Genomic DNA, 25,428 nt, shown 5'->3' with positions numbered 1-25,428 from the left:
TAAAGACCGTTTTGACGAGCCAATACACTTGAAAAGGTCTTGATACCTAAGGTTATTCTGCCGTTGCACTAAATTTCAAAATAGTTAAGTTAAATCACACAATGTTACTTAACCTTCTGCTAAAATAGTATTATGTCACATTAAAAACTTCCGACCGGGCACATACCATCATTTGCAGATGCAGTCTATTCGACCTGAAACTCCACTTTGTTTAAAGTCATCGTTCATATGAACTCCACAGAACCGTAATGTGTTCCCCCATTCTTATAAAGATTTTCCAACCTTATTTCTACGAAGGAGGTATCTTATGGGCATTACTGTCGGCATCATAGTATTAATTTATTTAGTCATCGTGGCGCTCGGTTATATTGTCTCAATTTATGTCTCAACCAGCTGCCGGACCAGTTTCTTCATCATAAACAAATCCTACACGAATGCTTTTTTCGTCCTCTTCACTACAATTGCACTCGCTGTCATAATGATTGCACTTCCCTTTATTCCGATTGATCAGAGCTATGCGGCCGGGTTGATTCTTGGCAGCAAATTCATTTCAATCCTTACCCTTTTTATCAGCCTGTTTGTGTTAAGCAAAAGGTATTCAAAGCAGCCCCCTTCTCCATAAAAAAAATAATTATTTTGAGGGTTTATCGTTTTGTGATGTTACTTAACTTGTGATAAAATCCAATTATGTAACATTGGGAGGAATACGTGTGGAGTACGTTGACCCTATAAAAGACATTGCGCAAATCAATGCCATTAAGGAAGAGTTAAGAGAGAATTCACAGCGTGATGTATTGCTATTTGTATTTGGAATCAACACGGGAATCAGGGTTAGTGATTTGCTTTCTATCAAAGTGAAAGATGTTTGGGACGGAGAAAGCGTGAAGGAATTCATGATTATTCATGATTGCGATGGCGGCAAACCACAGGCTTTTTATTTGAACAACAGCATTCGGAATGAACTGGAATTGTTTTTTCAGCTTTATAAACTTGAGGCGAACGATTATTTGTTCAAGTCCAAGAAGAATGAGCTTCCCATTACCCGGCAACAGGCTTATCGGATTATCAACCATGCCGCTAAAAAGGTCGGGGTCACGGGGAAAATCGGAACGCACACCCTTCGAAAAACGTTCGGCTATCACGCTTACCGAAAAGGGATTGCGATTTCAATCCTAATGGCTGTTTTTAACCATCATAGCCCTAAAGAGACATTGAAATATATAGGGATTGAAAACGGCGAGGATTCTTCCATACGGATTGATGTAAACCTATAATGCCGGCGCAGCCGAGATATTCTGGGTTTTTCCTAAAACGGTATCCGGCCGCGCTTTGCAGTTTAATATCCATTACATGCTTTTTTACCCGAAGCGCCTTTCCGAGCAAAAAAAGGACCCCCGCAAACTGCGGTGGCCCTGAACTTGTCTATATATCTTCTTCCTGAAGATCCAATTCCATTTCAACGTTTTCCAGAGCAGCAACGGTCCCGTCTACGACCGAGACATGAAGAACCTGCTGGTCTTTCATAAACTTGAAAACGCCTGTATCGAAGTCCGTTCCTTGTTCCTTGAAGAAGATACCTTCGAACAAGACGTCCTTTGTATGTTTAAAAATCACCCTATGGTTTTCATTTTCCTTGATTAAGTAGGCGCGGACACCTTTTTCATAATGCCCTTCCGCTTCTTTAAGGTAACGCGGCACAGAAATGATATGCAAATCGACAAAGGGAACTTCCCGCAACAAAGAGTTTATGATCGACCCTTTTGTAAGCTGCTCCCATCGGCTTTGCGCTGTTTGGCCGAGGATGATCTGAGTAACCTGCTGTTCCCTGGCCACTTCAGCAATCACCTTTGAAATCGGCCGCTTCTCATTATCCTTCAGGATAAACGAGACGGCATCATGGCCTTCCGCAATTTGTTTCCACCTGGCAATGTAGTGAGATTTTTCTGCATCCATTTCGCTGAATGGCACAGGGTCTACGGTTAAAATGTAAAGCGGGCAATCCAGCATACTCGCGATTTTACAGCCCCGCTGGATGAGCCGTTCGCCATTTGGGCCGTAGTAAACACAGACGAGGATGCTTTCGTCCATGCGCCCCTTGATTTTTTCCATTATGTTGTCACCTCGGTATAGATGTGAAGTTCTTAACAAATATTGAGTATAGGGTAGCTCTGTATGACTATATCTTAAGCAGGCAGGCTAGTCAATCCTATTGAATCATCCTGCTCTCATACATACACGCTTGTCAGCTATACTCCACTGCCAAAGATTTTTGAAGGAGGCGGTTAAATTGCATACTATGCACTTTATTGTCCTAGTTCCGTTTTTATTCGCGATTTTCGTGCCATTATTGTATAAATATTTTTCGCCGCGGGTGCACACTGGATGGTTCGTTATACTTGTTCCAATCGTTCTCTTCCTGTATCTGCTCCGATTTATGCCACGCATCTCCGAAGGTAAGAACCTCTTGCGCTCAGTTTCCTGGATGCCTTCGTTCAATATTGACTTTACCCTTTACCTGGACGGGCTCGGCCTTGTTTTCGCATTGCTGATTACCGGTATAGGGGCGCTTGTCATCCTTTATTCCATTTATTATATGTCCAAATACACGGAAGCTCTAGGCCATTTTTATGTCTACCTTCTTTTGTTCATGGGCGCGATGCTTGGGGTTGTATTCTCGGATAACCTCATTCTCCTTTATGTATTTTGGGAATTGACAAGCATTTCTTCCTTCTTGCTGATTGCTTATTGGTATCAGCGTGAACGCTCTCGTTATGGAGCACAAAAATCAATGATGATTACGATTTTCGGCGGCCTTTCGATGCTTGCCGGTTTTATTATGCTATCGATGATGACCGGAACATACAGCATCCGGGAAATGCTTGCCGACGTCGGGGACATCACTTCCCATTCCCTGTTCGTACCGGCGATGGTACTGATTCTGCTTGGCGCTTTTACAAAATCAGCCCAGTTCCCGTTCAGCATATGGCTTCCGGGTGCAATGGAAGCCCCGACGCCTGTCAGCGCCTATCTCCATTCAGCGACGATGGTCAAAGCCGGCATTTATTTAGTTGCCCGCTTCACGCCTGTTTTTGGAGGAGAGGCGGAGTGGTTCTGGATTGTCTCCGGAATCGGCCTTGCTACATTGCTCTATGGTTCTTTAAATGCGGTGAAACAAACGGATTTAAAAGCCCTTCTTGCATATTCGACCATTAGCCAACTGGGCCTGATCATGAGCCTGTTCGGTGTCGGGTCCGCGGCTTTGTATTTTACTGGGGGCGGTGAGTCCTCCGTCTATGCCGTTGCCGTTTTGGCGGCCGTTTTTCACCTTATTAACCATTCAACCTTTAAGGGCGCGCTTTTCATGGTTGTCGGAATCATTGACCATGAGACGGGCACCCGTGATATCCGTAAGCTTGGCGGCTTGATGCAAATCATGCCTGTCTCGTTTACACTTGCGGTTATTGGCGCATTTTCAATGGCCGGCCTGCCCCCTTTTAACGGCTTTTTAAGCAAGGAAATGTTTTTTGCGGCGATGGTGGACGCCTCGAGGTTGCAGATTTTCAACATGGATACACTGGGAATCCTCTTTCCGTTTGTTGCATGGACAGCCAGCGTGTTCACATTTATTTACTGCATGATTCTTGTCTATAAAACCTTCAGAGGGAACTATAAGCCTGAAAGACTCGATAAAAAGCCTCATGAAGCCCCACTCGGGATGCTGATTCCGCCTATCGTACTGGCTGTCTTTGTTGTAGGCATCTTTTTCATGCCAAATACCCTTTCCAGTTACCTGCTGCAGCCAGCCGCCCATTCAGTTCTTCCTGGGTTGCCTGAGGGTGTATTTGCACAAAAAATCAGTGCCTGGCACGGGTTTAATCTGGAACTTGGCATGACAGCCGGCGTTGTCCTGTTCGGGGTTTATCTCTATTGGTACAGAAGAAGCTGGGTTGGTATACTGAGGCGCTATCCGCAATCCCTGACGCTGAATCATTTGTATGCGGTTGGTCTGGACCGGGGCGAAGCAGGCTCCCGATTCCTGACCGGGCGCTATATGACCGGCAATATAAGGGATTACCTGGTCTATGCGTTCAGTTTTATGGTCCTGCTCGCTGGAGGCGCGCTCCTTGTTTCGAATCGCCTTTCTTTTTCGGCAAAAAATACGCCGATCAGCCTTTTTGAGGGTGCCCTTGCCGTGGCGTTGCTCGTCGCTGCCCTCACGGTACTTTTTGCAAAATCACGCATGACAGCCGTCATTGCCCTTGGAGGAATGGGCTATCTTGTATCACTATTTTTTGTTATTTTCAGGGCCCCGGATTTAGCCCTGACGCAAATGGTCATTGAAACGGTGACCACTGCGTTGTTCCTTCTATGTTACTATCATTTGCCGAAATTTTTTAAAGGAACCGGAGGCATTCCCTTCAAGCCCTTAAATTTGATTATATCCTTGGGCGTCGGGGTTACCGTCACCTTGTTCGCTCTGTCGGCAAATGGCAACAGGCTGTTTGAGCCGATCTCTAGCTTTTATGAAAACTCCTATGAGCTGGCTGGTGCTAAAAATATCGTGAATGCCATTCTTGTTGACTTCAGGGGCATTGATACGATGTTGGAAATATCCGTTCTCGCGATTGCGGCTCTTGGAGTGTTTACGTTAATAAAACTTGAATTAAACGGGGGTGGGAAGAATGAAGAAAGTAAATGACGTCATTTTAATCACTGTAACGAGGGTTGCGGTTGTCATCATTTTCACTTTCGCCATTAACCTCTTCATTTCCGGCCACCATCATCCCGGAGGCGGCTTCGTGGGCGGGCTTGCGCTGGCTTGCGCGATTACGCTTCTCTTCCTGACGTATGATATCGACTCGGTAAGGGAAAATATTCCCGTTGATTTCAAGGCCATGGCAGCAGCAGGCGTATTGATTGCCGTTTTGACCGGAGTTGGCGGAATGCTCTATAATGCTCCTTTCCTTACCCAGGCATACAGTTATTTCAACCTTCCCCTTTTCGGTAAAACGGAGCTGGCAACCGCGATGATTTTTGACCTTGGTGTAGCTTTGGCCGTAATTGGGACCGCTATGACAATCATTATTACGATAAGCGAGGACCGATAAGATGGAAACTATGGTCTCAATTCTTGTTGGCGTCCTCTTTACCATTGGAACGTATTTACTTTTATCAGGAAATCTCTTAAGAATTATTTTAGGAACTTCCATCATCAGTCATGCAGTCAACCTGCTCATCCTGACGATGGGAGGCTTGAAAACCGGCGGCCCGCCCCTTTTGGGGATTGGCGGGAATACGTATACGGATCCCCTGCCGCAGGCGCTTATTTTAACTGCGATTGTCATCAACTTTGGGACGACCGCCCTTTTCCTTGTCCTGAGCTATCGCGCCTACAAGGTTTTGGGCACAGATGAAACGCACAAATTGAGAGGTAAACAAAATGAATAATTTACTCATACTGCCCATCATCATCCCGCTGATCGCGGGAATGACCATGGTCATGGTGAGAAAGAGGATAATGGCGCAGCGGCTGCTCGGGTTACTTGCCATCGCGGGCACAGGGGCAGTATCTGCAGTATTAATTGCTCAAATACAAGCCGGTGGCATCCAGGTGCTCCACATTGGCGGCTGGAAAGCCCCTTTTGGCGTCACCATGGCCGCGGATATGTTTTCCGCCCTGCTGTTGCTGACTGCAAACATCGTATCCTTTTTTTGCCTGATATACGCCTTCCGCTCCATCGGGAAAGAACGTGAAATGCACTATTTTTACCCCGTGTTCCTTTTCCTGCTCACAGGGGTGAACGGGTCATTTATTACCGGCGATATTTTCAATCTCTTCGTCTGCTTTGAGGTAATGCTGATTTCCTCCTATGTGCTTATTTCAATTGGGGGAACCCGCATCCAGCTAAGGGAATCGATAAAATATGTCCTTACAAACCTTGTTTCGTCACTCCTTTTCCTGGTTGCCATCTCTTACTTGTATGCGACCATGGGCACATTGAATTTTGCCCACCTTTCAGTACGAGTTGCGGAAGCCGGGCAGGACGGCCTGTTGACAGCCATTTCGTTGCTATTTCTAATCGTATTCAGCCTGAAAGCGGGCTTGCTGCTATTCTTTTGGCTCCCCGGCTCGTACAGTGCCCCGCCGACGGCTATTGCAGCTGTTTTTGCCGCGCTCCTTACGAAGGTCGGCATTTATTCAATCATCCGGCTGTTTACACTTGTGTTCTACCATGAGCCTGTCAGCACACATCTCCTAATCGGCATCATGAGCGCTTTGACGATGGTTTTGGGTGCAATCGGGGCCATCGCGTATTCTGATATTAAAAAAATCCTGACGTATAACGTCATTGTCGGCGTTGGATTCATTTTAGCAGGACTGGCTACCGGGACACCGGAAGGACTAACAGGAGCCGTCTACTATTTGATCCATGACATCATTATTAAAGCCCTTCTCTTCCTGATCGGTGGAACCGTCATCGCCATTACAGCAACATCCAACCTCAAGAATATCAGCGGGTTGATCCAAACGTATCCTTATTTAGGCTGGATGTTCTTTATTGCTGCATTGTCACTGGCAGGAATTCCGCCATTCAGCGGTTTCATCGGCAAGGTGTATATAACGGAAGGTACATTCGAGGCAGGCTACTTTTGGCTTGGGGGATTTGGCCTGATTACAAGCTTGATGGTTCTGTATTCGATCATGAAAATCTTTATGAACGGCTTTTGGGGAGAATCGTATTTGGAAGAAGAATACGAGAAAGAGAAACGGAAAACGAAAGGATTACTGTTCCCTATCGCCACCCTGACAGCCTTGACGGTTGCGCTTGGGCTTGGTGCGGAAGGAATTCATGCTTTTGCAAGCCTGGCTGTAGAAAGCTTGCTTGATCCTTCACTTTATATTGAATCGGTACTTGGCGAACAATAAGCGGACCAGCCGTTAATTTCCACAGAAAGGGGTGGTGAATGTGCCGATGCAAGTATTAACCAATCTGTTTATTGCTCTGCTTTGGACGGCTCTCCAGGAAGACTGGAGCATCCTGACCTTTATCAGCGGCTATCTCGCCGGAATGCTCGTGCTGTTTTTGATGCGCCGCTTCCTGCCTGAAAATTTTTATTTGATTACCTTATTAAATATTATTAAATTGGCTCTTGTGTTTATACAGGAATTATTTATATCCAGCTATATGGTTCTTCGCCAGGTCGTGCGGCCGAAACTGGCGATTGCCCCCGGAACGTTAACGCTTGAAACGGATTTGGAGACTGACTTAGAGGTGACCCTCCTTGCGCTCCTGTTGACATTGACCCCGGGATCTGTCGTTATCAAGGTTTCGGAAGACAACAAGACATTTTTTGTCCACGTACTCGATACTTCGGATGCGAATGAAGCGATTATCAATTCGAAAATACGATTTGAAAATTCGATAAAGAGGGTGACGCGGAAATGTTTGACTTAATTTTAAAGATTTCTTTATTCTTTCTGGCTATCTCAATGCTCGCGACCTTCTACAGGCTGATTAAAGGACCATCGGCACCGGACCGAATCCAGGCGCTCGACTCCATCGGCATCACGTCCATTGCCGTAGTTGCAGTAAGCTCTGTCATCCTAAGGACACATGCGTTTTTTGAAGTCATCCTGCTGATTGGAATTTTATCCTTTATTGGCACATTGGCATTTGCCAGGTTCCTGGAAAGGGGTGTAACCATTGAATCTAAGCGCCCTTAGTGAACTCATTGCCAGCCTCTTTATCTTAATTGGAGCACTTGCCAGTTTCCTCAGTTCATTCGGATTAATCCGGCTGCCGGACGTTTACACACGCTCCCACTCCGCATCAAAAAGCTCCACACTCGGAGTTTTGTTCACACTCGTAGGCACCTTGGTATTCTTCCTCTTCAGTGAAGGCTACTTTAGCGTCAGGCTGATTCTCGGAATCTTCTTCGTGTTCCTGACAGCCCCGGTTTCAGCCCATTTAATCGCAAGGGCCTCCTATATGACGAACGTAAAAATGGCCGAGGCGACGGACGAAGGCAAATTCCGCGAAGTCCAAATGGTTGAAGAGAAATGAGTTCATTGATTTTTTCGGAAAAAATATATGATATAGGCCCTTCTGATTTTCTTTTAAAATCATGAAGGGCTTTTTCTTTTAGGCCTTGTTAAATAATGTTGTTGTTTTTCAGGCAAAAAATATGGGAACGCCTAATTTTGACGTTCCCATATTCCGTTAATGAAATAACGTAATTTATTCATTATAATCTTACCAGTGAACCTGAAGTTTATTGCCATTTGGGTCATAGAAGTGGAAAAAGGCATGACCATTATCTTCTTTTATCTCCTCGACCTTAACTTGATGATCAATTAGGTGTTGATGAAATTTAGATAATTCCGGACTTGTAAAGCCAATGCTAAATTCTTGTTCATTATCAATTGTAAAATGTGCAAATGTTTCATCTTCGGTAGGAACTAAGATAAGTAAGAAAGGTCCTTCATTTACTTTTAAAATTGCACGTTCCTCAGTATTGTTTAGTAACTGGAGCCCTAATACATCTCTATACCATTGTGCAGACAGTTCTAAATCTTTTACAGGAATTCTAATATAATGTACTTGTTCAATAAATGATTTACTCAAAGCCTTCTCTCCCTTTATTTAATCCGGTCTATCAAATAGTTCCTTTTCTACATACCTTTTTCCTTCCGATTATTGAAATAACCTGCCCATTAACTCGCTCCCTACACTTTGCATAAAAGCGATAATGCTCAATTCCTTTTCTTTTGCATAAGTCAAAAACGCTCGCCAAGCATCCGTACAGAGAACATTTTGAATTGATAGCTTGGAACCCTTTTTTATAAGTCAAGCATTTAATCCATAAACCAGGACTCATGGTAAGCACCCTTTTTTAGAAAATTGAATGATTATTCCTTTTTTAAAAAAGGAAAGGCTCCTCATCTTTCTTTTAAAATCAATAAGAGCTTCCCCATCTGCATACCTTTATAGAAAAGACATAAATGGAGGTGAGCCGATGAGGATTTACGTCGTAAAACCGGGGGATTCCCTCTGGAGGCTGGCGCAAACATACCGCACCGCAGTCAGCCAGATTGTAACCGTGAATGAATTGGAAAATCCGAACGTTCTTGTCGTCGGGGAATCGCTCGTTATTCCTGATCCGGATAAGGAATATGTCGTCCAGCGTGGCGATACACTTTCACAAATTGCAGCCCGCTACAGTGTCACGGTGCAGGATTTGGCCAGCTTCAACAATATCACCAATCCTTCCATGATTTTTGTTGGACAAATGCTGTTCATCCCCTATTTCCGCCATACAGTCCGCGCCGGTGAAACGCTCTCGGCAATCGCCAAGCGGTATGGCGTAACGGTTACCCAGATTACACAAGCGAATACCATTGCCAATCCATCGCTGATTCATCCGGGGCAGATTTTGAGAATTCCAGCCGTGGCCAAGACAGTCAAAGAAGTGAACGCCTATGTTACGAGGATGGACGAACGGGGCAGGAATGAAGTTACCGCTCACGGCAATCTGTTCACCTACCTCGCCCCTTTCTCCTATGGGGTTAACGAAGATGGCTCTCTCGCAAATTTGCAGGATACCCTTGTCCTCCAAGGCGCAAAGGCGACAAACACAGCTCCCTTGCTTACAATTACAAATACCGTTTCCGGCTCATTCAGCTCCGATAGGGCAGCGGCAATTTTACGAAATCCTGCTGTACAGGATACCCTTTTGGCAAACATCATCGCACGCATGCGGGAAAAAGGGTACCGAGGGCTAAATATCGATTTTGAATACGTCTATCCCGAAGACCGGGAGAATTACAACGCATTTTTACGAAAAGCGGCCGCCCGTCTCCATCCGGCGGGTTATACACTCTCTACCGCCCTCGCCCCGAAAGTAAGCGGCACCCAGAAAGGTTTGCTTTATGAAGCGCACGATTACCCTGCGCATGGCCAAATTGTCGACTTTGTTGTGCTGATGACCTATGAATGGGGCTGGTCCGGCGGCAGGCCATGGGCAATCGCCCCGATTACCGAAGTGCGGAAGGTGCTCGATTACGCCGTTACCGCCATTCCCCCAGGCAAAATCATGATGGGCGTCCCGCTTTATGGCCGTGACTGGAAAATCCCTTGGGTACAAGGCACCTATGCGAAAACAGTTAATTTGAAAAGCGCTGTCGGCCTTGCCACCCGTTTCGGCCAGGCCATTCAATACAACGAAACGTACCAGGCCCCGTTTTTCAGATATACGGATGAAACCGGCCAGCGGCATGAAGTATGGTACGAAGATGCCCGTAGCCTGCAGGCAAAATATAATCTCGTGAAACAATACGGCTTAAGAGGCGTCAGCTATTGGGTTCTTGGCCCGCCCCTCCCGCAAAACTGGCCGGTGCTCAGGGGGAATTTCAGGGTGCGGAAGAAGACATAATTTTGCAGAAGGATCCATTGTAGCCGGTTCAAATAAACTAACACATCGAAATATTATGTTTAGTATTTTAAAAATTGATTTTGTTGGCCAAATTGCTTTGTAAGCGATTTGGTTCTTTTTATTTTGAAGCATTACAAACTTTTATACATTTACTTTTTTCGTAAATGATAGATTCTTTATAAAACACAAACAGAAAAAGCTAAAAATAAACTTCCCGATTCCAATAGAGAACAAGAGCTTGAAAGTATAATTGCCCCATTCGAGCATCCGAAACCCATCAAAAGTACAAAACGAAAAAATCCTTGATATATCCCAAAAAGTTTATCCAATAAATAGCCAAACGCCAAAAACGAGATCACTATAATAAAGATCTCGCCCCAAACAAAACCACATTGAGTCCGCCTCTTTTATTTACTTTAAAATCAAATCTAGAATCAGCTTCCATTTTGTCCTTTACACATTACCTGCGCCTTGCTATTTCAATACTTTCAAACCTAATAATAAATAATAAATTGGAATAAGCGGCAAAGATCCCATTACACAGATCATTTTGATGGCATCTATATCAAAGGCCGCTGATAGCACTAGACCAAATCCAAATACACTTGATAAAATGCCTAAAACAGATATTTTTTTAAACTCCTTAAACGTATACAAAGATACTGTCAATACCCATAAAAACATAAAAGCGATACTCAATAACCCGCTCGGGCTTAACTGGGTTAAGGAGTCCCAGGCGATCAGAATAGTCTCTTGTGTGTATTGACTGGATTTTATAAAATCATGGGCAAGCGTGTGGTCTACAATCATTTGCTTATAATTATCAACAATCATTACAGCAAAACCAATAATGGACAAAATGTTAACAGTTTTTAACATAAAGTGATCTTTATAGATTGGTAATTTCGTAAAAAAAGAACAGATGGCGATCCCAAGCATTCCTGATGGAATTAAAATAAAATGCCACCATTGGAAAAAAGAAGGGTTCTCATGATGATTAATGATTGAATTTTCAGCGGTTGGAGCAAATAGTTGAAATAGCCCGTTCGCTACCAACAATAAAGAAAACAAGATAGAAACAATGATAATTGCATTTCTTTCGATTCTCAAAAAATCACCCGTTTACACTGTTTTTTAATCGTCTTCATCCTAATTTGGAACTAATTTTCGAATTCGATATATTCTTTTACTTTTAAAACTATCTTATCAAATTCCACTTATTATCTATTACTAGGATCCCCCTTCATAGGTATTATATAGCAGTTGGAAAAATAAACCTATGAATATTTTGTCCATTTTGAACATTTAGAAATTTGTTGTTTTTAATGACATATTATATCGAGTGATTCTCAGTGCATTAAAAAGGGATGAGCCCATATTGTTTGAGTACAGCCCTTCTCAATTTACTTTCTTTTCATATCAGGCTCTTTTTGGCCTGATAATTCCCCCCAGATATCAAGCCATTCAGCATTAAAACTTTTCTCTTTCTTTGGCCTGGATTTTGTGGTTGGCATGATCGTTGTTTTTCTCGTTTTTTTGCTTGCCAATAAGATAAAACAAATTAAATAAGAGCGAAGCATGTGGTCTTCGATTTTTTTATTTTCCCAACTTGTCTTTTAGGTAGAAAGACTCAGTATAAACCTAATGTAATTTTGACATTTATTCCTATTTTTACAGAAACCTAAGAATCAAAATACATAAGAGGTAACCTCTGGATTTACCTCCTTTGGTGCTAAACTCGCATTCGGATATAGCAATGCGCTTTTTTAAATCTTTATTCTTTTTCAAAACAATCCATTTTTGTTTAAAAATTCTGACTTTATTCCTACATTATTTTCTGAATAGTTAAACTATAATATGGATGTCCACAAAAGTGGAACTACATAGGAGGTGTGTAGGATGAAGAAAAGAAAGAGCGTCATGCAAGGCCTCATCATGGCAACAACCATCAGCGCATTGAGTTTCACCACCCTTTACCCCGGGCTTGGCATTCCCGCAGTAACGGGTGCCCAGCAGCTAGAGGCTGAAGCGATTGTGCAGGATGAGCCGATTTCCATCGTCCAGCTTCAGGTGCCGAATAAAAAGGCTCTAGATAAGCTGCTTGAAATGGGAATTGACCTCACCCACAGGGTTCATCAGCACGGTGAAGAATTGGAAGTTGATGTTGTTGTGACACCTTCAGAAATTGAAGAATTGAAGAAGCATGGAATCATAGTAAAAGAAACGCTGATCACGGAAGGCCAGTGGAACGAACGGACCGCGGAAAGAAATGCTGCGGTACAGCAGCAGTCTGCGATTGCGGCAGCGGAAGACACGATTAAAGTACTCCGGGCAAACCACTACACCAACCAGTCAGCGACCTTCTTGTATGTTGAGGCAAAAACAAGCGCCGGAACCAGCGCGAGCACTGCCCTAACTGCAAAGTGGGTTGAAAACGGGGTAGAAAAAACCGCATCCTTAAGCCGGTTCGTCGACTACGGGGAATACATGTACCATTGGTTCGAGATTCCAGTAACCGCTGTCCCTGAAAGCGTGACAATCACAAGCAATCTTGGCGGTTCAGCGACAACCTCTGTCACAGAATGGCTCGGCCAGGACAAAAAAGGCAGCCCGAAAAAACATTATGTAAAAGAATTCGTTGACCATTATATGGACCCATATGAACTGTATCAAAGGGCTGAGCAGCTCGCCAGGGAATTTCCGGACTTAGTGGAGATTATTGATATGCCTAACAAAACCAACGGCTACCGTCGCCTAGCCCAGGCAACAATTGGAGCAACTACTACTTCAGCTGTTGTTGTTTCTTCAAAAGCATGGGGCCATGATGGCGGAAATGATATTACTGTTGAGTTTAAAAATCCGGGTAAAGCAAGCCAGCCTTTGTCTGTGAATGTTGATGGCAACAAGGTCACCGTCGATTTGGCAACGGATGCTTCCGGTAAAATGACAAGCACAGCAAGCCAGGTCGTTTCGGCCCTAAATTCGAAAGCTGCCAGCCTCATAACCGCAACCACCTACCGTGGCAATGCGGGCACCGGGATTGTAGCAGCGGGATCGGCAAAACTAACCGATAACCTGAACGCTCCGGGTCATATCTCCCGCGAGCCACAAACCGTAAAAGCGATTCGCATCGGCAAGCACCGCGATGGTTCCAAGCCTGGCGTCCTTGGCTACGCGCAGGAGCATGCCCGTGAATGGGTTACTCCGCTCGTGACCATTGAAACAGCAGAACGGTTATTGAGGAACTATGCCCATGACGGGGAAACAAAGCAGCTGGTGAACAACCTGGATATTTTCCTGATCCCGTCGGTTAACCCTGATGGCGCAACCTACAGCTTCTATGACTACAATATGCAGCGTAAAAACATGACGAACCACTGCGGGCCAACACAATCCGATCCAGCGAACCGTAACGGCTGGGGAGTGGATCTTAACCGAAACCACTCTGTCGGTTCCGTATTTGACGGATACGTTGGCGCGTCCAGCACGAATTGCTTAAGCTCAACCTATGCCGGTCCAGCTGAAAATTCAGAGCCGGAAGCACGGAACTTGATCTGGCTCGCAGACAAACATCCTAATATTAAATTCGCGATGAACATTCACAGCTACGGCGGGTATTTCATGTGGTCGCCAGGGTCATACGATCCAAAAAGGGTTACGTTGCCACGCCCAACCGCAGGCCAGGAGGCATTTTATTGGGCAGCATCCAATGAAATCCTGAACGATATCCAGGACCACCGCGGAACAGTCATCCTGCCTAGCCGCACGGGCCCTATTCCGGATGTACTATACTCCGCCGCCGGGAACTCCGCGGATTATCTGTGGTATGAAAAAGGCATTTATGCATGGAACTTCGAGGTTGGCGCTGACCTTTGGGATTCCACTGCCAATAGATGGCGGGCAGTTGGATTCCAGCCTCCTTATGAAGAAGGACACGAGGAAGCAATGGAGTTCGCGAACGGACTGATTGGCCTTATCAAGGTCGCCTACAACCAATCAAAGGATAAGCAGCCTCCAGCCACGAAAGCGGTACCTGGCAACGGCACTTTCTCAGGACCGGTTGAGGTATCTTTTGAAACAAGCGAGGCGGCCACCATCTACTACACGCTTGATGGAAGCCGCCCAACATTCGAGTCAGCCCACCTTCGACTTGCCGGAACGCGTGAACCGGCCGAAAAGCTGAAGATTGACAAAACGACTGTCATCAACTGGTTTGCAGTCGACGCCGCGGGCAATATTGAGAAAAACTACAACCCGCTCAGTAATTCAGCCAACTTCAATTCTGTGAAAATATCAATCAAGTAAAGCAAAAAGATGCCGGGTCCCTTTTCAGAGAGCCCGGCATCTTTTTTTGTGGATGCAAATTTTAATAGCATAGCATATAGCTAATTGAAGCTATGTAACTATTTTAAAATATTTCCTTTTATCATAATGTGCCTACGTTAAACATAATGTGGATAAAAGAATCAATGTGTTTTTGGGGTGATTATGAATGAAAGCTACCGAAGAAAAAATGTGGTTTCATTTTCTTTCCAGGTTCATATTTTTATTACCTCTGCCTGTCTTGCTTTTGTTTTTATCCATAGGTATTTTATTAAGTTCCAGTGGTGACTCACCTATTGAATTAGCCTATATGATTTCTGCGTCAGAAAATCCGATAGGGCTGAGATTGGCGGGTTTGGCCCTCAATTTATTGTGGGGATCTATCGCAGTATTCTTTATTGCCTTTGCACGGCTTTTCAAAAATGATCATCCAATTAAAAGCACCTTTTTGGGGGCAATCGGAATTGGATTTATTATTCCGATGTCAGCCGGAAACCTTCAATGGACAGCCGCACTGGATATGGCAAAACGGTATGGAAATGCTACAGCCGAACAACAGGAATTGTTAAAAGAAATTCAAATGACAGTATTCCAAATAGTAGAATCAAGAATCGATACAGCTAATTTGCTGTGGGGATTGGGAATTTTTCTTTTTATCATAATGGCTCGTAAGTTTGTACCTTTATTTATCCGTGTATTGTACAGTATTTCTGCAGCTATTATGTTATTAGTCTTTGTATCTAACTTTATTGGTTTTACATTCCCCTTCTTTCTCATTCCAGTTTTTTGGTTGGTTACCCTCGTTGCCCATGTTGCACTTGGAATTGTTTTTCATAAAAAGAATAAATCCTTCTCCACAATTGATGGTTTTTAGAAGTGCCCTATTAAATTCAATTTCATCCTTACCTTTAATACGAAGAAAGGGATCCGTTTTTACGGACCCCTTTTTGCATAGCTTTAACTTTCTATCATTTTCACGCTACGTTTTCTTAATCTTTTTTAAAAATCAGTTGCCCAACAGAATATAACTTGCTATCCGTAATAGCCAGAACGACAGCCATCGCCATGAATGCTAAATCCAATTCATAGCCAGCCATTTGGCCATTGCCGAGTAAACCAAGCGAAAGTTTTACTTTTAAAATTGCACCGACCATCAACACTGCAAACAAAACAGAAACAATCCTTGTCGCGAACCCAATAATTAACGCAATGCCGCCGATTACCTCAAGCAATGCGACTCCATAAGCCAGGAATCCTGGCAACCCAATACTATCAAACCAGCCAACCGTATTTTCAATTCCCCCCTGGAACTTAACAAGCCCATGGTAAAAGAATAAAAACCCTAATACTACCCGTAAAATAAGTGCTCCGATTTCATTTTTCTTTTCCATTTTCTCCACTCCTAATTTTATCTTTAATATAATTTTTTTTACTTCGAGATAGTTGAGGTGCTTGTAGTAGTGGCGACGTAACCTCTCCTGTTAACTTACAGTTAGATTAATTTTACCTAATAGCTCGAATTCAACCTCAATGGTATCACCACTAAAAACATGTATAGCTTCCGTTAAAGCACCGGTTAGTACAATCATCCCGGGTTCAATACTATGCCCATAGGAATGCAGCATTTTAACCAATTCAACCACTGAACGTGCAGGATGCCCCAATACGTCCGAACCTTTTCCTTCTTGAACGACTTTCCCGTTCAATTTCATTTGGACCTTGATGTTTTCCCACTGAAACTGGTTAGGGTGATACATTTGTTCCAAAGTGAAAAATTTTGCACTTGAAGTATTATCGGCAACCACATCAATTAGGTTGAAAGAAAAATCCTTATAGCGGCTGTCAATTACCTCTACTGCCAGAATTATGCCCTCTGTAGCCTGATAGACATCTTGTTCGGTGATGTTATTTCCCTCAAGTTTTTTGTTTATGATAAAAGCAAATTCGGGCTCCACTCTAGGATGAATTAAGCCTGCTAAAAAAAGTTCTTCTTTGGGCATCCTCATAGACTCAAGCAATCTCCCAAAAATGGGTTGAGTGACGCCAACTGATTGTTGCTTTGCGACGCTTGTCAGCCCCATTTTCCAGCCAGCTAAATTGCCACCATCCTGCAATTCCTTTTCAATAATCATTTCCTGAATTTTATAAGCATCATCAATTGTAATATCTGGATACCGTGTTGAGATTCTGTCCATTTCGACAGCACTCTTTTGATGGCGGGAAATTTCATTCGCTATGTCAGTTAATGCCATTTTTTTCATCAACCAAATTGCCATACACTGTGGCTTAGGTTGCCGTATCGGTAGCTGCGATGAAGCAAGTCGGCTTTAGGATCATTGTCTGCTGCTCCCATTGCATAAAAGATTGGAATAAAATGCTCGTTTCCGTATGGCGGGACAGCGATCGATGCATTAGGAGCAAGTGAATCATAGTTAAAAAGTGATTCCAGATCCCAATTCCCAAGGTTTACGGCCAACCAATCCTCGAATTCAAGCGCCCATGAATCAACGTTTCCATTATCAGTCCACTTTAACGCTCCCAGATTGTGGACAGTTCCTCCGCTGCCGATAATCAAGACATCCTTTTCCCTTAAAGATGCTAAAGCCGCTCCAATTTTATATTGCTCCTCCGGTTTAAGTGCCGGATTCACAGACATGGCGATAACCGGAATATCCGCATTCGGATAAAGCATTCGGAGGACTACCCATGCCCCGTGATCAAGGCCGCGAGCTGTTTCATTTTTAAAAGGAATGCCACTTTGCGTAAAGAGTTCCTCTATCTCCCCCGCGATTTCGCTGTTTCCGCGTGCTGGGTACTCGATTGTGTAAAGGGATGGGTCAAAACCGCCGAAATCATAGATAGTCCTATATTGGTCAACCCGGCTCACCTGTTGAACCCGAGATTCCCAGTGGGCGGAAAACAATACAATCGCTATTGGACGTGGAAGGCTCTGGCCCAATTGGTTTAAAAACTTTGTATAAACGTTCTCCTCAATGGCAAGCAATGGCGCGCCGTGAGCGATAAAGAATGATGGCAACACTTCTTTTCCCTCCTATGTTATTTATTTTTGTACATCCGTCAAAATCCATGACCGAAAATCTTGGAAATTTTCCAAGGAAACTGTGTGTCCTTCCGGATAGGATTTAAATGTGACAGGCACCCCAAGTTGGGTAAAATAGTCCACATTCTCTGTTCCCCATTCATAGGGCAGTACATTGTCGTATTCCCCGTGTGAGATAAACAAGGATAAACGGTCCCCTGGATTTATTGTGTATTCTTCCTTAACAAATTGTGGAATATAACCGCTAAGGGCTACGACACCCTTAATTTTGTTTCCGAGGGTAAGTGCCATTGTCATCGAAACAATCGCCCCCTGGCTAAAGCCCATCAAGTAAACCTTATTCGTGTCCAGCGGGTATTTTTCGGTTGCATAATCAATAAAGGCTGATAATTTACCGATTCCCTCGTCAAAAACTTCCCGGTGAGGTTTGCCGAATCCCTGAATAGTGAAATAAGCAAAACCAGGTCCTTGAGACAGATGGCCCCTCACACTAAAGATATAGAAGTGATCTTCCAAGCCTTCTATTAAGGAAAGCATGTTTTGTTCGTTGCTTCCGATTCCGTGCATAACAAACAATGCGGGATATCTTTCCCCTTCAACAAAATTTCTGGGGCGGCGAAGTTCATAAATCATCCCTGCTTCCAATCGCTAACACCTCCTTGTATTTAACATGAGGAAAAATCAAAAAACAATTCATATTAAAATATTATGGCCTTAAGTAAGTTTCCCTACATGAATCTTTGTTCTCTAAGAGAATATCAAAAGTAATAATAGCGTGTCAATCATTTTTTTGTTAATATGAAATTAAGTTTACTATTAAGAAACTTTTGGGGTGATTAAGTGGATATCGGTTCCAAAATACGTGCCATTCGAAAGAGAAAGAACATAACAATCGCGCAAATATGCGAAGGAACAGGCCTTTCGAAAGGATTTATAAGCAATGTTGAAAACAATAACACTTCTCCTTCAATAAACACATTACAAACAATCGCGAACTACCTAAAAGTACCGTTACCGTATCTTCTTTTAGAAAAAGATGAACAAATGACGGTCATTCGAAAAAATGAACGGCAAGTCATGACTTTGAGTGAGTCCGAGATGAAGGTGGAGCATTTGGCGTCACGTGGAGGATTAAGCATTCGTGTGGTCGAATTTCCACCCGGGGCTTCTACCGGCGGGAAAAATGCACATGAAGGTGAAGAATGCCATCTAGTCCTGAAGGGAAAAATTCTCGCGGAGCAAGGGGAAGACTCCTTTATTCTTCAAGAAGGAGATACGTTCAGCTGGTGCGCAAGCGTCCCCCATTTTGTAAAAAATATTGGAGATGATGTTGCCACTGTGCTGATTGCCATTTATACAGAAGAATAGGAATAAGGCATTTTATTAACCGGAGACTTATGACTTGCAAACATAGTGAACAGTGAGAACGTGCCGTCAATTTTTTTCTTATACAAAATAAAAAATGCCGGGCGCCTTTCAGAAACTGAAAAGCCCGGCATTTTTATTTTCCACCTAATTAAGTCGCTGTTGAAACCGAGTAATTGGGACTGATTCGCCTCAATTACAGCTCAACTCCGTAGTATTCCTTTGCGATTTCATGGATGATGTTTTCTTTATTTTCTCCCATACCATAAGCTTCAGTCATAAATTCCTCGCTACAACGATCCTTAGTAAGCTTGAACCCTGTGTAACTAAGATCGATTTTTACGTGACCTCTAGTTGTTGAAAATCCGCCAGCACCGAATACGCTGACACATTTATTGCTGATAGGGGTCCGATTGCCTTTTTCATCCACATAAAAGTATTTATCCGTTACCGTGCCATAGTCCATATCAGATTTCGATGTTATGAAATAACCTTTTTCATTAATAACATGGACCTCATAACCATCCTCGGTTTCAACCCTCGGTGCTCCTTTAACATTGTAAAAAGCATAAACATCTCCCTCATACCCTTGAGGTATCAGGTAAATATCGCCGGTTTCATTGTTTTTGTCATATAAAAAAAGAGTTAGCGACATGATAGAGGCTGCTATTACTATACTTAAAATTACCTTAAACGCCTTTAAAAAATTCGAGAAACGCTTTATTCTTTCAAATAAAACATAAATTATAAAGGCTATAATACTCAGAATAAGCAGAAATGGCGTTATGGAAAAAAATCCATAGATGAAACTTTCCCCAATTGATGAATAGTAAACATCAGGTTCTCTTTTTGATATGGGTGTAAAATTTTTTAGCGAACCAAATAGTGAAATTAATAATGAAAAGATGACTGATGCAATAATAACTTTCAAAAACCTCATATCGTATTGCTCCTTTTTATGAGCATTTAATCTTCAAGTAACCCTCTCTCGCGCAATAAATCCTTAAGATTTAACACATACGCTTTTTCATCTTGTACCAAAAGCATTTCAGGTCCACGGCAGCTAGGTAAATACGCCGTGAGAGTAGAGCTTTCCTCATCGGCCAGTTCAATAGTATCTACCCTAGTCAATCTATTTCCGGGACCCAATTTATAAAGGTTGTACTGGTTCCGATCATCATAACCGCCCCGGAACAAAAAATACTCTTCATAAACTATAAAGCCGTCTGATCCTGCAATATCGGGCTGGAAGTATTCAATTGATCCTTTGTTGTATCTGCCAAGCTCGAACTCTGTATAAAAATAAAACCAAACATCTTCCTCGGCGGCAACATTAAGTGCATAGCAGTCGCTGATGAAATGCGGGTCATTGTTTGGATATGTATACACCTCATTCCCATTGGAATCCCATGCCCTTAACCCCCATGCGCCAATCGGGTCATCCCAGCCATAATTTCCAAAAACCCCTTCATCAAAATAGGAAGTCCAAATCTTATTTTCCCTCGTCACATATAAATTCTGGATTCCATCACCTAGCAAAAACTCCCGAACCAAGTTTCCATCCATATCAAACACTTTCCCATTAAGGTCAAATTCACCGTTTTTATATAAACGGGCACGACCACAAGCCAGCAGAATGTGATTCTTGTCGATTAATTGGATAAAATGATAATTCCACCTTTGTTTTGGAATTTTAACCTCCTGTTTGTAACCCTTTCCTATGATAATCGCTTTGTATTTATGGCTGTTTTCTGTTTGGACAGGCGGGAACATCCCATTCATTCTTTCGGGAACTTTATTAACCCCCAAAATGCAAATTTCTCCGCTCGGCCCTAACGAAGCCGAAACAAGTGAATATCCTTTAAGGTCATTTTTAAAATCTACTGCGGGGTTCAACTGATAATTCATTCGTTTTGCACCTCAGTTTCTTGATAATTTTAAGCCGTAGAAATTGGGATACCAGGGAATCACAAAGCTGCCCTATTTTATAATTGCTTTATCCAAAATGAAAATCGACCATATTATTGATATCTAGATTAATAATTTTTAAAATCGAATTTACTTCTTGGTTGTTTTCCAATAGACAAACAGTAAAATCTTCAATTGTAAGGAGCAATGTGTTATTTTTATACAGTTTAAAATACCATAGCATTGGTTTAGATCCCTCAAACGAAGGCTCTTGGAGTTTTAAAAAAATGCTCCTTGAGAAATCATTTAACTTCCCATTAATTGAAATACTGTTTTCCATACCGCCCCAAGGCTCTATGACTATATTTTTTAATCCTTCAAAGTCAACTTTGCCACCCATTAAAGGATTTTCACTATCAAACTCACCATCCGGATAGTAGATTGTGAAGGAATCACTTGCATTTAAAATCGAAGTAAAGAGCTTTTCCCAACCATCAGTTGAAGAAGTATGTGAAATCACAAAATAGGGATGCAAATACTCACCGCCCTCCTCTTCCCTACATGCGGTATTTCCAGGTCATCCAGCGAATTAAAAAACTCTTGTCACTGACCACCCTTTATACTTTCCGTTATATTTCTTGGAATACAGAGACATAAGTTCTGTCATATTATCAACTATACAAAGTTACTGAATTTCCACCACAAATGTATAGGAAGCCTCGCCATTTTTCCATTTTGAAAAAATTTCAAAGATATATTCACCCTTATCGCCATGGGTAGTAAATTCATTTTGTTTTAATTCATATTTTTTGTATCTTCCCGTTTCATTCCATAAATATAACTCTAATTGAGGTTTACCCTTTATTTTAATCGTAACTTGTTTATTTGGCTCTAAATGGATTGCCTCAATGCTTGAGGACATTTGATAGGGACCCGCATGATCAGTCGTGATAACCCTGGTTACCCCTGACTTCAACTTCGTTTTCCACTCATACCCACCTCTTGTGATTTCGTAATCTTGACCATCAACATGAATGTATGCTGGGAAGCTGTAATATTCTTCTTCTATTTTTATATTTCCTTGGTCCACAATCGTACAGCCGGCCATTAAAAATAAAACTAATAGTGAAAATATGATCGTTCTGATTTTCAAAATAACCGCCCCCCTTTCTCAATTAGACGGTTATTAACATAAAAAGTAAACAAAAACGCAAAAATACCTAAAAATATCACGATAAAGTCTTATCGCACACTTCCACCAAAAGTTTGTCCTGCACGGAGCCTTCGGGCATCTGTATCATTGCCACCAGTTCGCACCACGCCACTCTTCATCATAAAAGGCGAAATCCTCCTCCCTCACTCCTTTCCTCCGGGCCCGCTTTTGCTTTAAGTACTTTTGGAACTTTGGCCCAAACAATGTTTCCGGCCGAAGAAAAAAGCTCCACTTCGGATGGTCCAGCCATTCATCCGCCTTTTTATCAATGACTTTTTTGAAATCAGTCAGCCGATAGCCCTCTTTCCAGCGATCTTGGACGAACTTCATTGTTCTCCGATTGTCTGCCCTAAAAGCCGAATAAGTCTTTTTATTTAAATACTCGATTACTTCGGCAACCGGAACTTCCTCCTCCGCCTCTTTCTTCTCAAGTGAATGCTCCTCACCGGAATATACCTGGAGACCCTCTTCTGCCACCTCGTTTAGTTGTTCATAGTCGATTGTATACCACTTCGTCTGGTCTATTTTATACTTGTTGAAATTGCCTGTAACGACATAACCCAGGTCCTTTAGCGACTTGAATATACGCTTGATCGTGCTCTCCGACCAGAACGGAAACTGTTTCTGCCAATCGCTGTATGTGTTGTAAATCCAGCTCCTGCCCTCAATCATATGCTGGTTTTTCTCAAGCAAGTAATGGAGCTGCCGGAGTACAATCGCTTCATTCAAACCTATCTTTGCTGCCAAACTTGGACTTACCATCATTGCACAATCATTTATCAATAAACTGCTCATCTCCATACCTCCATGTATCGTTTTGATTCCACTGAATCAATGAATTTTCAAAAACACGGTTCCACCCTCTATATACAGGCAAAATGGAATAAAGGACATACGATGTTGAAATTTTTAGCAAAAAAGAAGCAGGCAGTTTGTCAGCCGGATATGTAATATAATTCTTTGAACTTTTCTTTGAAGTACTCTATGGTAACAGCAGGCCAATCTGGCCAAACATAAAGTGCCAAACTGACACCCGGACTCTGTCAATTCTTCCCCACGCAATATGCCAAATTTTCCGGAAATCATATCTCAATGTAAGTTAGCTTCAAGCAATTCTTTTAAAAAAATATTTTTCGATAATTCCCTTAATTAGCAACATTGTAAGCGGTAACAAGAAAATTCTGTCGAAAATGGCTGTTGACAGCAATTTTTCCAGGGACTATGATAGGTATTGTTAATTTCATACATAAACACTTATCAAGAGCGACCGAGGGATCAGGCCCTATGACGTCCGGCAACCCCCAATTCTGGGTACGGTGCCACTTCCTGCAGAATGGATTCATTCTGGAAGATAAGTCGATAAACAATTTGTTTACGATGCCTCTTTCTGAATGAAAGAGGCTTTTTATTATGGCGAAAAAATGTTTTTGAACGAACCAGGGGGGATTTCCATGATCGCAATCGATAAAGTGGTCAAAGTGTACAAAACGAGAAAGGGAACCGTTACAGGCGTCGACAATGTTTCCCTTAAGATAAAAAAAGGCGAAATCTTCGGGATAGTCGGTTACAGCGGGGCGGGAAAAAGCTCGTTAATCCGCTGCCTGAACCTGCTTGAAAAACCGACCTCGGGAGAAATTACAATCGATGGGGTCAAGCTTACCTCCCTTCCGGATAAACAGCTGCGAGAAGCAAGGCAGAAGATCGGGATGATTTTTCAGCACTTTTATCTCGTTTCCTCAAAGACGGTTTTCGAGAATATTGCATTCGCGCTTAAAGCTGCCGGAAAGAACAAATCCGAGATTGAAAAACGCGTAACCGAGCTGCTCGAGCTTGTCGGGCTCACTGACAAGCGGGATGTATACCCTGCCCAGCTGAGCGGCGGGCAAAAGCAGCGGGTCGGGATTGCAAGAGCCCTTGCCAACGACCCGAATGTCCTTCTGTGCGATGAAGCGACGTCCGCGCTGGACCCTAGCACGACAAAATCCATCCTTTCTCTTTTGAAAAAAATCAACCGTGAGCTTGGACTCACCATCGTCCTGATCACCCACGAAATGGATGTCGTTAAAGAAATCTGTGACCGGATTGCGGTCATGCAGGACGGAAAAATCATCGAAGAAGGCCCGGTATACGAAGTGTTCGCGAATCCAAGGCAGCCGCTGACAAAGGCTTTCATCAACAGCGTCCTTCACTTTGAGCTGCCGGAACACCTATTAGCCAGGCGTGAAGGCACTGTTATTAAAATCACCTTTAAGGGCAATGCGGCCGAGGAAGCCATCGTATCGGATGTCCTCCAGCAATTCAAGGTGAAAGGCAATATCCTTCATGGAAAAATTGAGTATATTCAATCGATTCCACTAGGGATTTTCATTATGGAAATGACAGGCGAACAAACAGAAATCGATAAAGCTATCTCCTATCTCATCGACAGGACCAATAACGTGGAGGTGATTGTACATGCTTGAGACAATCCAACTAATGCTCCCTGATTTGAATAAGGCATTTTTCCAGACAATCCAAATGGTCCTCATCTCACTTGGCGTGGCCCTTGTCGCAGGCCTGCCACTTGGTGTACTGCTGTTTGTTTCGGACAGAGGATTATTTCTTGAAAACAGGCCCGTGAAATCGATTCTTGGCTTTCTGGTCAATATGGTCCGCTCCATTCCGTTCATCATTTTGCTAGTCGGCCTTTTGCCGCTGACAAAATTGATTACCGGCACGACCATTGGCCCGATCGCCGCCAGTGTCTCCCTTTCGGTTGCTGCCATTCCGTTTTTTGCGAGATTGGTAGAAACCTCCCTCAGGGAAATTGATAAGGGAATTATCGAGGCTGCTGTTGCGGTTGGCGCGACTCCGTGGATGATTATCAAGGATGTCCTCCTGCCAGAGGCTCGCCCCGGGATTATTCAGGGGGTCACACTTACAACCATTTCATTGATCGGCTTTTCGGCAATGGCCGGAATTGTCGGCGGCGGCGGTATCGGGGACCTTGCCATCCGCTTTGGCTATTACCGCTACGACAACACCGTCATGCTTGTGACGGTCGTAGTCCTCATTTGCCTAGTCCAAATTATCCAGCTATCCGGCGACGCAATCAGCCGGAAAGTCGACAAGCGTTAACCCGCTT

Annotated in this window: 27 protein-coding genes and 1 riboswitch; of the genes, 15 read left to right on the top strand and 12 right to left on the bottom strand. The window is 43.2% G+C overall.

Annotated elements, in window-relative coordinates; translation table 11 throughout:
• Positions 1-307 precede the first annotated feature (307 nt).
• Positions 308-622 (top strand): hypothetical protein, encoded by a 315-nt coding sequence (locus tag ADU24_RS09160; RefSeq protein WP_053366339.1) that lies wholly within the window; start codon positions 308-310, stop codon positions 620-622.
• A gap of 88 nt (positions 623-710) precedes the next feature.
• Positions 711-1,274, top strand: coding sequence for a tyrosine-type recombinase/integrase (locus tag ADU24_RS09155; protein ID WP_053366338.1), 564 nt, complete (start codon positions 711-713; stop codon positions 1,272-1,274).
• A 148-nt stretch (positions 1,275-1,422) separates the two neighbouring features.
• Here ADU24_RS09155 and ADU24_RS09150 read toward each other — a convergent pair whose 3' ends face one another.
• Entirely contained in the window at positions 1,423-2,109 is a 687-nt protein-coding gene (locus tag ADU24_RS09150; protein ID WP_053366337.1) for a universal stress protein, read from the bottom strand.
• 178 nt (positions 2,110-2,287) lie between these two features.
• Between ADU24_RS09150 and ADU24_RS09145 the strand changes: the two genes are divergently transcribed.
• Genes ADU24_RS09145 through mnhG form a run of 7 tightly spaced genes read left to right on the top strand, consistent with a single transcriptional unit; the run spans position 2,288 to position 8,066 of the window.
• On the top strand, positions 2,288-4,699 hold the full coding sequence (locus ADU24_RS09145) for a Na+/H+ antiporter subunit A (protein WP_156324542.1): 2,412 nt from the start codon (positions 2,288-2,290) through the stop codon (positions 4,697-4,699).
• Positions 4,683-5,108, top strand: a complete 426-nt coding sequence (locus ADU24_RS09140; protein ID WP_053366336.1) for a Na(+)/H(+) antiporter subunit B — start codon at positions 4,683-4,685, stop codon at positions 5,106-5,108. Before ADU24_RS09145 ends, ADU24_RS09140 begins: the two co-directional genes overlap by 17 nt.
• Before the next feature lies 1 nt (position 5,109).
• Entirely contained in the window at positions 5,110-5,448 is a 339-nt protein-coding gene (locus ADU24_RS09135; RefSeq protein ID WP_053366335.1) for a Na(+)/H(+) antiporter subunit C, read from the top strand.
• Positions 5,441-6,928, top strand: coding sequence for a Na+/H+ antiporter subunit D (locus ADU24_RS09130; protein ID WP_053366334.1), 1,488 nt, complete (start codon positions 5,441-5,443; stop codon positions 6,926-6,928). The genes ADU24_RS09135 and ADU24_RS09130 overlap by 8 nt, the downstream gene beginning before the upstream one ends.
• Before the next feature lie 46 nt (positions 6,929-6,974).
• Positions 6,975-7,457 carry a Na+/H+ antiporter subunit E gene (locus ADU24_RS09125; protein ID WP_053368859.1) on the top strand — a complete coding sequence of 161 codons (483 nt, stop codon included), beginning with the start codon at positions 6,975-6,977 and terminating at the stop codon, positions 7,455-7,457.
• A complete protein-coding gene (locus tag ADU24_RS09120; RefSeq protein ID WP_053366333.1) occupies positions 7,445-7,726 on the top strand; it encodes a Na(+)/H(+) antiporter subunit F1 in 282 nt (93 codons plus the stop codon). The genes ADU24_RS09125 and ADU24_RS09120 overlap by 13 nt, the downstream gene beginning before the upstream one ends.
• Positions 7,707-8,066 carry a monovalent cation/H(+) antiporter subunit G gene (mnhG, locus tag ADU24_RS09115; protein WP_053366332.1) on the top strand — a complete coding sequence of 120 codons (360 nt, stop codon included), beginning with the start codon at positions 7,707-7,709 and terminating at the stop codon, positions 8,064-8,066. Before ADU24_RS09120 ends, mnhG begins: the two co-directional genes overlap by 20 nt.
• Positions 8,067-8,255: 189 nt before the next feature.
• On the opposite strand, the gene ADU24_RS09110 is transcribed toward mnhG, so the two are convergent.
• Positions 8,256-8,627, bottom strand: coding sequence for a VOC family protein (locus ADU24_RS09110; RefSeq protein WP_053366331.1), 372 nt, complete (start codon positions 8,625-8,627; stop codon positions 8,256-8,258).
• A 391-nt stretch (positions 8,628-9,018) separates the two neighbouring features.
• On the opposite strand from ADU24_RS09110, the gene ADU24_RS09105 reads away from it, so the two are divergent.
• Complete coding sequence (locus ADU24_RS09105) at positions 9,019-10,434, top strand: LysM peptidoglycan-binding domain-containing protein (RefSeq protein WP_053366330.1); 1,416 nt, start codon at positions 9,019-9,021, stop codon at positions 10,432-10,434.
• A 474-nt stretch (positions 10,435-10,908) separates the two neighbouring features.
• Here the strand turns inward: ADU24_RS09105 and ADU24_RS09100 are convergent, their stop codons facing one another.
• A complete protein-coding gene (locus ADU24_RS09100) occupies positions 10,909-11,544 on the bottom strand; it encodes a hypothetical protein (protein WP_053366329.1) in 636 nt (211 codons plus the stop codon).
• 789 nt (positions 11,545-12,333) lie between these two features.
• On the opposite strand from ADU24_RS09100, the gene ADU24_RS09095 reads away from it, so the two are divergent.
• Together ADU24_RS09095 and ADU24_RS09090 are read left to right on the top strand one after the other, a co-directional pair.
• Complete coding sequence (locus ADU24_RS09095; protein ID WP_053366328.1) at positions 12,334-14,739, top strand: M14 family metallopeptidase; 2,406 nt, start codon at positions 12,334-12,336, stop codon at positions 14,737-14,739.
• A gap of 187 nt (positions 14,740-14,926) precedes the next feature.
• Positions 14,927-15,631 (top strand): hypothetical protein, encoded by a 705-nt coding sequence (locus ADU24_RS09090; protein ID WP_053366327.1) that lies wholly within the window; start codon positions 14,927-14,929, stop codon positions 15,629-15,631.
• Positions 15,632-15,746: 115 nt separating this feature from the next.
• On the opposite strand, the gene ADU24_RS09085 is transcribed toward ADU24_RS09090, so the two are convergent.
• The 4 genes from ADU24_RS09085 to ADU24_RS09070 all read right to left on the bottom strand — a co-directional run bounded on the left by ADU24_RS09085 (position 15,747) and on the right by ADU24_RS09070 (position 18,463).
• Positions 15,747-16,148: a DoxX family protein gene (locus ADU24_RS09085; protein WP_053366326.1), complete on the bottom strand. Its 402-nt coding sequence runs from the start codon at positions 16,146-16,148 to the stop codon at positions 15,747-15,749.
• Between the two features lie 90 nt (positions 16,149-16,238).
• Complete coding sequence (locus tag ADU24_RS09080) at positions 16,239-17,009, bottom strand: 2-keto-4-pentenoate hydratase (protein WP_053368858.1); 771 nt, start codon at positions 17,007-17,009, stop codon at positions 16,239-16,241.
• An 8-nt stretch (positions 17,010-17,017) separates the two neighbouring features.
• Positions 17,018-17,797, bottom strand: coding sequence for a DODA-type extradiol aromatic ring-opening family dioxygenase (locus tag ADU24_RS09075; RefSeq protein ID WP_053366325.1), 780 nt, complete (start codon positions 17,795-17,797; stop codon positions 17,018-17,020).
• A 21-nt stretch (positions 17,798-17,818) separates the two neighbouring features.
• A complete protein-coding gene (locus ADU24_RS09070; RefSeq protein WP_053366324.1) occupies positions 17,819-18,463 on the bottom strand; it encodes an alpha/beta hydrolase in 645 nt (214 codons plus the stop codon).
• 195 nt (positions 18,464-18,658) lie between these two features.
• Between ADU24_RS09070 and ADU24_RS09065 the strand changes: the two genes are divergently transcribed.
• A complete protein-coding gene (locus ADU24_RS09065; protein WP_053366323.1) occupies positions 18,659-19,186 on the top strand; it encodes a helix-turn-helix domain-containing protein in 528 nt (175 codons plus the stop codon).
• Positions 19,187-19,379: 193 nt separating this feature from the next.
• On the opposite strand, the gene ADU24_RS09060 is transcribed toward ADU24_RS09065, so the two are convergent.
• The 5 genes from ADU24_RS09060 to ADU24_RS09040 form a co-directional block, all read right to left on the bottom strand.
• Positions 19,380-20,123 (bottom strand): DUF6843 domain-containing protein, encoded by a 744-nt coding sequence (locus ADU24_RS09060; RefSeq protein ID WP_053366322.1) that lies wholly within the window; start codon positions 20,121-20,123, stop codon positions 19,380-19,382.
• Positions 20,124-20,149: 26 nt separating this feature from the next.
• Positions 20,150-21,091, bottom strand: a complete 942-nt coding sequence (locus ADU24_RS09055) for a hypothetical protein (RefSeq protein WP_053366321.1) — start codon at positions 21,089-21,091, stop codon at positions 20,150-20,152.
• 88 nt (positions 21,092-21,179) lie between these two features.
• Complete coding sequence (locus tag ADU24_RS09050; RefSeq protein ID WP_053366320.1) at positions 21,180-21,626, bottom strand: hypothetical protein; 447 nt, start codon at positions 21,624-21,626, stop codon at positions 21,180-21,182.
• 150 nt (positions 21,627-21,776) lie between these two features.
• Positions 21,777-22,244 (bottom strand): hypothetical protein, encoded by a 468-nt coding sequence (locus tag ADU24_RS09045; protein WP_053366319.1) that lies wholly within the window; start codon positions 22,242-22,244, stop codon positions 21,777-21,779.
• A 144-nt stretch (positions 22,245-22,388) separates the two neighbouring features.
• Entirely contained in the window at positions 22,389-23,099 is a 711-nt protein-coding gene (locus ADU24_RS09040; RefSeq protein ID WP_053366318.1) for a conserved phage C-terminal domain-containing protein, read from the bottom strand.
• Positions 23,100-23,555: 456 nt separating this feature from the next.
• Positions 23,556-23,662, top strand: a riboswitch (SAM riboswitch).
• Positions 23,663-23,755: 93 nt separating this feature from the next.
• Here ADU24_RS09040 and ADU24_RS09035 point away from each other — a divergent pair.
• Together ADU24_RS09035 and ADU24_RS09030 are read left to right on the top strand one after the other, a co-directional pair.
• Positions 23,756-24,766 carry a methionine ABC transporter ATP-binding protein gene (locus ADU24_RS09035; RefSeq protein ID WP_053366317.1) on the top strand — a complete coding sequence of 337 codons (1,011 nt, stop codon included), beginning with the start codon at positions 23,756-23,758 and terminating at the stop codon, positions 24,764-24,766.
• Positions 24,759-25,421 (top strand): methionine ABC transporter permease, encoded by a 663-nt coding sequence (locus ADU24_RS09030; protein WP_053366316.1) that lies wholly within the window; start codon positions 24,759-24,761, stop codon positions 25,419-25,421. Before ADU24_RS09035 ends, ADU24_RS09030 begins: the two co-directional genes overlap by 8 nt.
• The last annotated feature ends 7 nt before the right edge of the window (positions 25,422-25,428 follow it).

Origin of the sequence: Bacillus sp. FJAT-27245 (assembly GCF_001273955.1) — a bacterium.
Lineage (GTDB): Bacteria > Bacillota > Bacilli > Bacillales > Cytobacillaceae > Bacillus_D.
The sequence above is the reverse complement of the archived record's forward strand: the minus strand, read 5'-3'. Positions and strand labels throughout refer to the sequence as shown.

Excerpts from the sequence above, each read along its gene's own strand:
- ADU24_RS09160 (WP_053366339.1), top strand. The coding sequence starts at position 308 with ATGGGCATTACTGTCGGCATCATAGTATTAATTTATTTAGTCATCGTG.
- ADU24_RS09150 (WP_053366337.1), bottom strand. The coding sequence starts at position 2,109 with ATGGAAAAAATCAAGGGGCGCATGGACGAAAGCATCCTCGTCTGTGTT.
- ADU24_RS09140 (WP_053366336.1), top strand. The coding sequence starts at position 4,683 with ATGAAGAAAGTAAATGACGTCATTTTAATCACTGTAACGAGGGTTGCG.
- ADU24_RS09135 (WP_053366335.1), top strand. The coding sequence starts at position 5,110 with ATGGAAACTATGGTCTCAATTCTTGTTGGCGTCCTCTTTACCATTGGA.
- ADU24_RS09130 (WP_053366334.1), top strand. The coding sequence starts at position 5,441 with ATGAATAATTTACTCATACTGCCCATCATCATCCCGCTGATCGCGGGA.
- ADU24_RS09125 (WP_053368859.1), top strand. The coding sequence starts at position 6,975 with ATGCAAGTATTAACCAATCTGTTTATTGCTCTGCTTTGGACGGCTCTC.
- ADU24_RS09120 (WP_053366333.1), top strand. The coding sequence starts at position 7,445 with ATGTTTGACTTAATTTTAAAGATTTCTTTATTCTTTCTGGCTATCTCA.
- ADU24_RS09105 (WP_053366330.1), top strand. The coding sequence starts at position 9,019 with ATGAGGATTTACGTCGTAAAACCGGGGGATTCCCTCTGGAGGCTGGCG.
- ADU24_RS09095 (WP_053366328.1), top strand. The coding sequence starts at position 12,334 with ATGAAGAAAAGAAAGAGCGTCATGCAAGGCCTCATCATGGCAACAACC.
- ADU24_RS09090 (WP_053366327.1), top strand. The coding sequence starts at position 14,927 with ATGAAAGCTACCGAAGAAAAAATGTGGTTTCATTTTCTTTCCAGGTTC.
- ADU24_RS09085 (WP_053366326.1), bottom strand. The coding sequence starts at position 16,148 with ATGGAAAAGAAAAATGAAATCGGAGCACTTATTTTACGGGTAGTATTA.
- ADU24_RS09080 (WP_053368858.1), bottom strand. The coding sequence starts at position 17,009 with ATGGCATTAACTGACATAGCGAATGAAATTTCCCGCCATCAAAAGAGT.
- ADU24_RS09060 (WP_053366322.1), bottom strand. The coding sequence starts at position 20,123 with ATGAGGTTTTTGAAAGTTATTATTGCATCAGTCATCTTTTCATTATTA.
- ADU24_RS09055 (WP_053366321.1), bottom strand. The coding sequence starts at position 21,091 with ATGAATTATCAGTTGAACCCCGCAGTAGATTTTAAAAATGACCTTAAA.
- ADU24_RS09040 (WP_053366318.1), bottom strand. The coding sequence starts at position 23,099 with ATGAGCAGTTTATTGATAAATGATTGTGCAATGATGGTAAGTCCAAGT.
- ADU24_RS09035 (WP_053366317.1), top strand. The coding sequence starts at position 23,756 with ATGATCGCAATCGATAAAGTGGTCAAAGTGTACAAAACGAGAAAGGGA.
- ADU24_RS09030 (WP_053366316.1), top strand. The coding sequence starts at position 24,759 with ATGCTTGAGACAATCCAACTAATGCTCCCTGATTTGAATAAGGCATTT.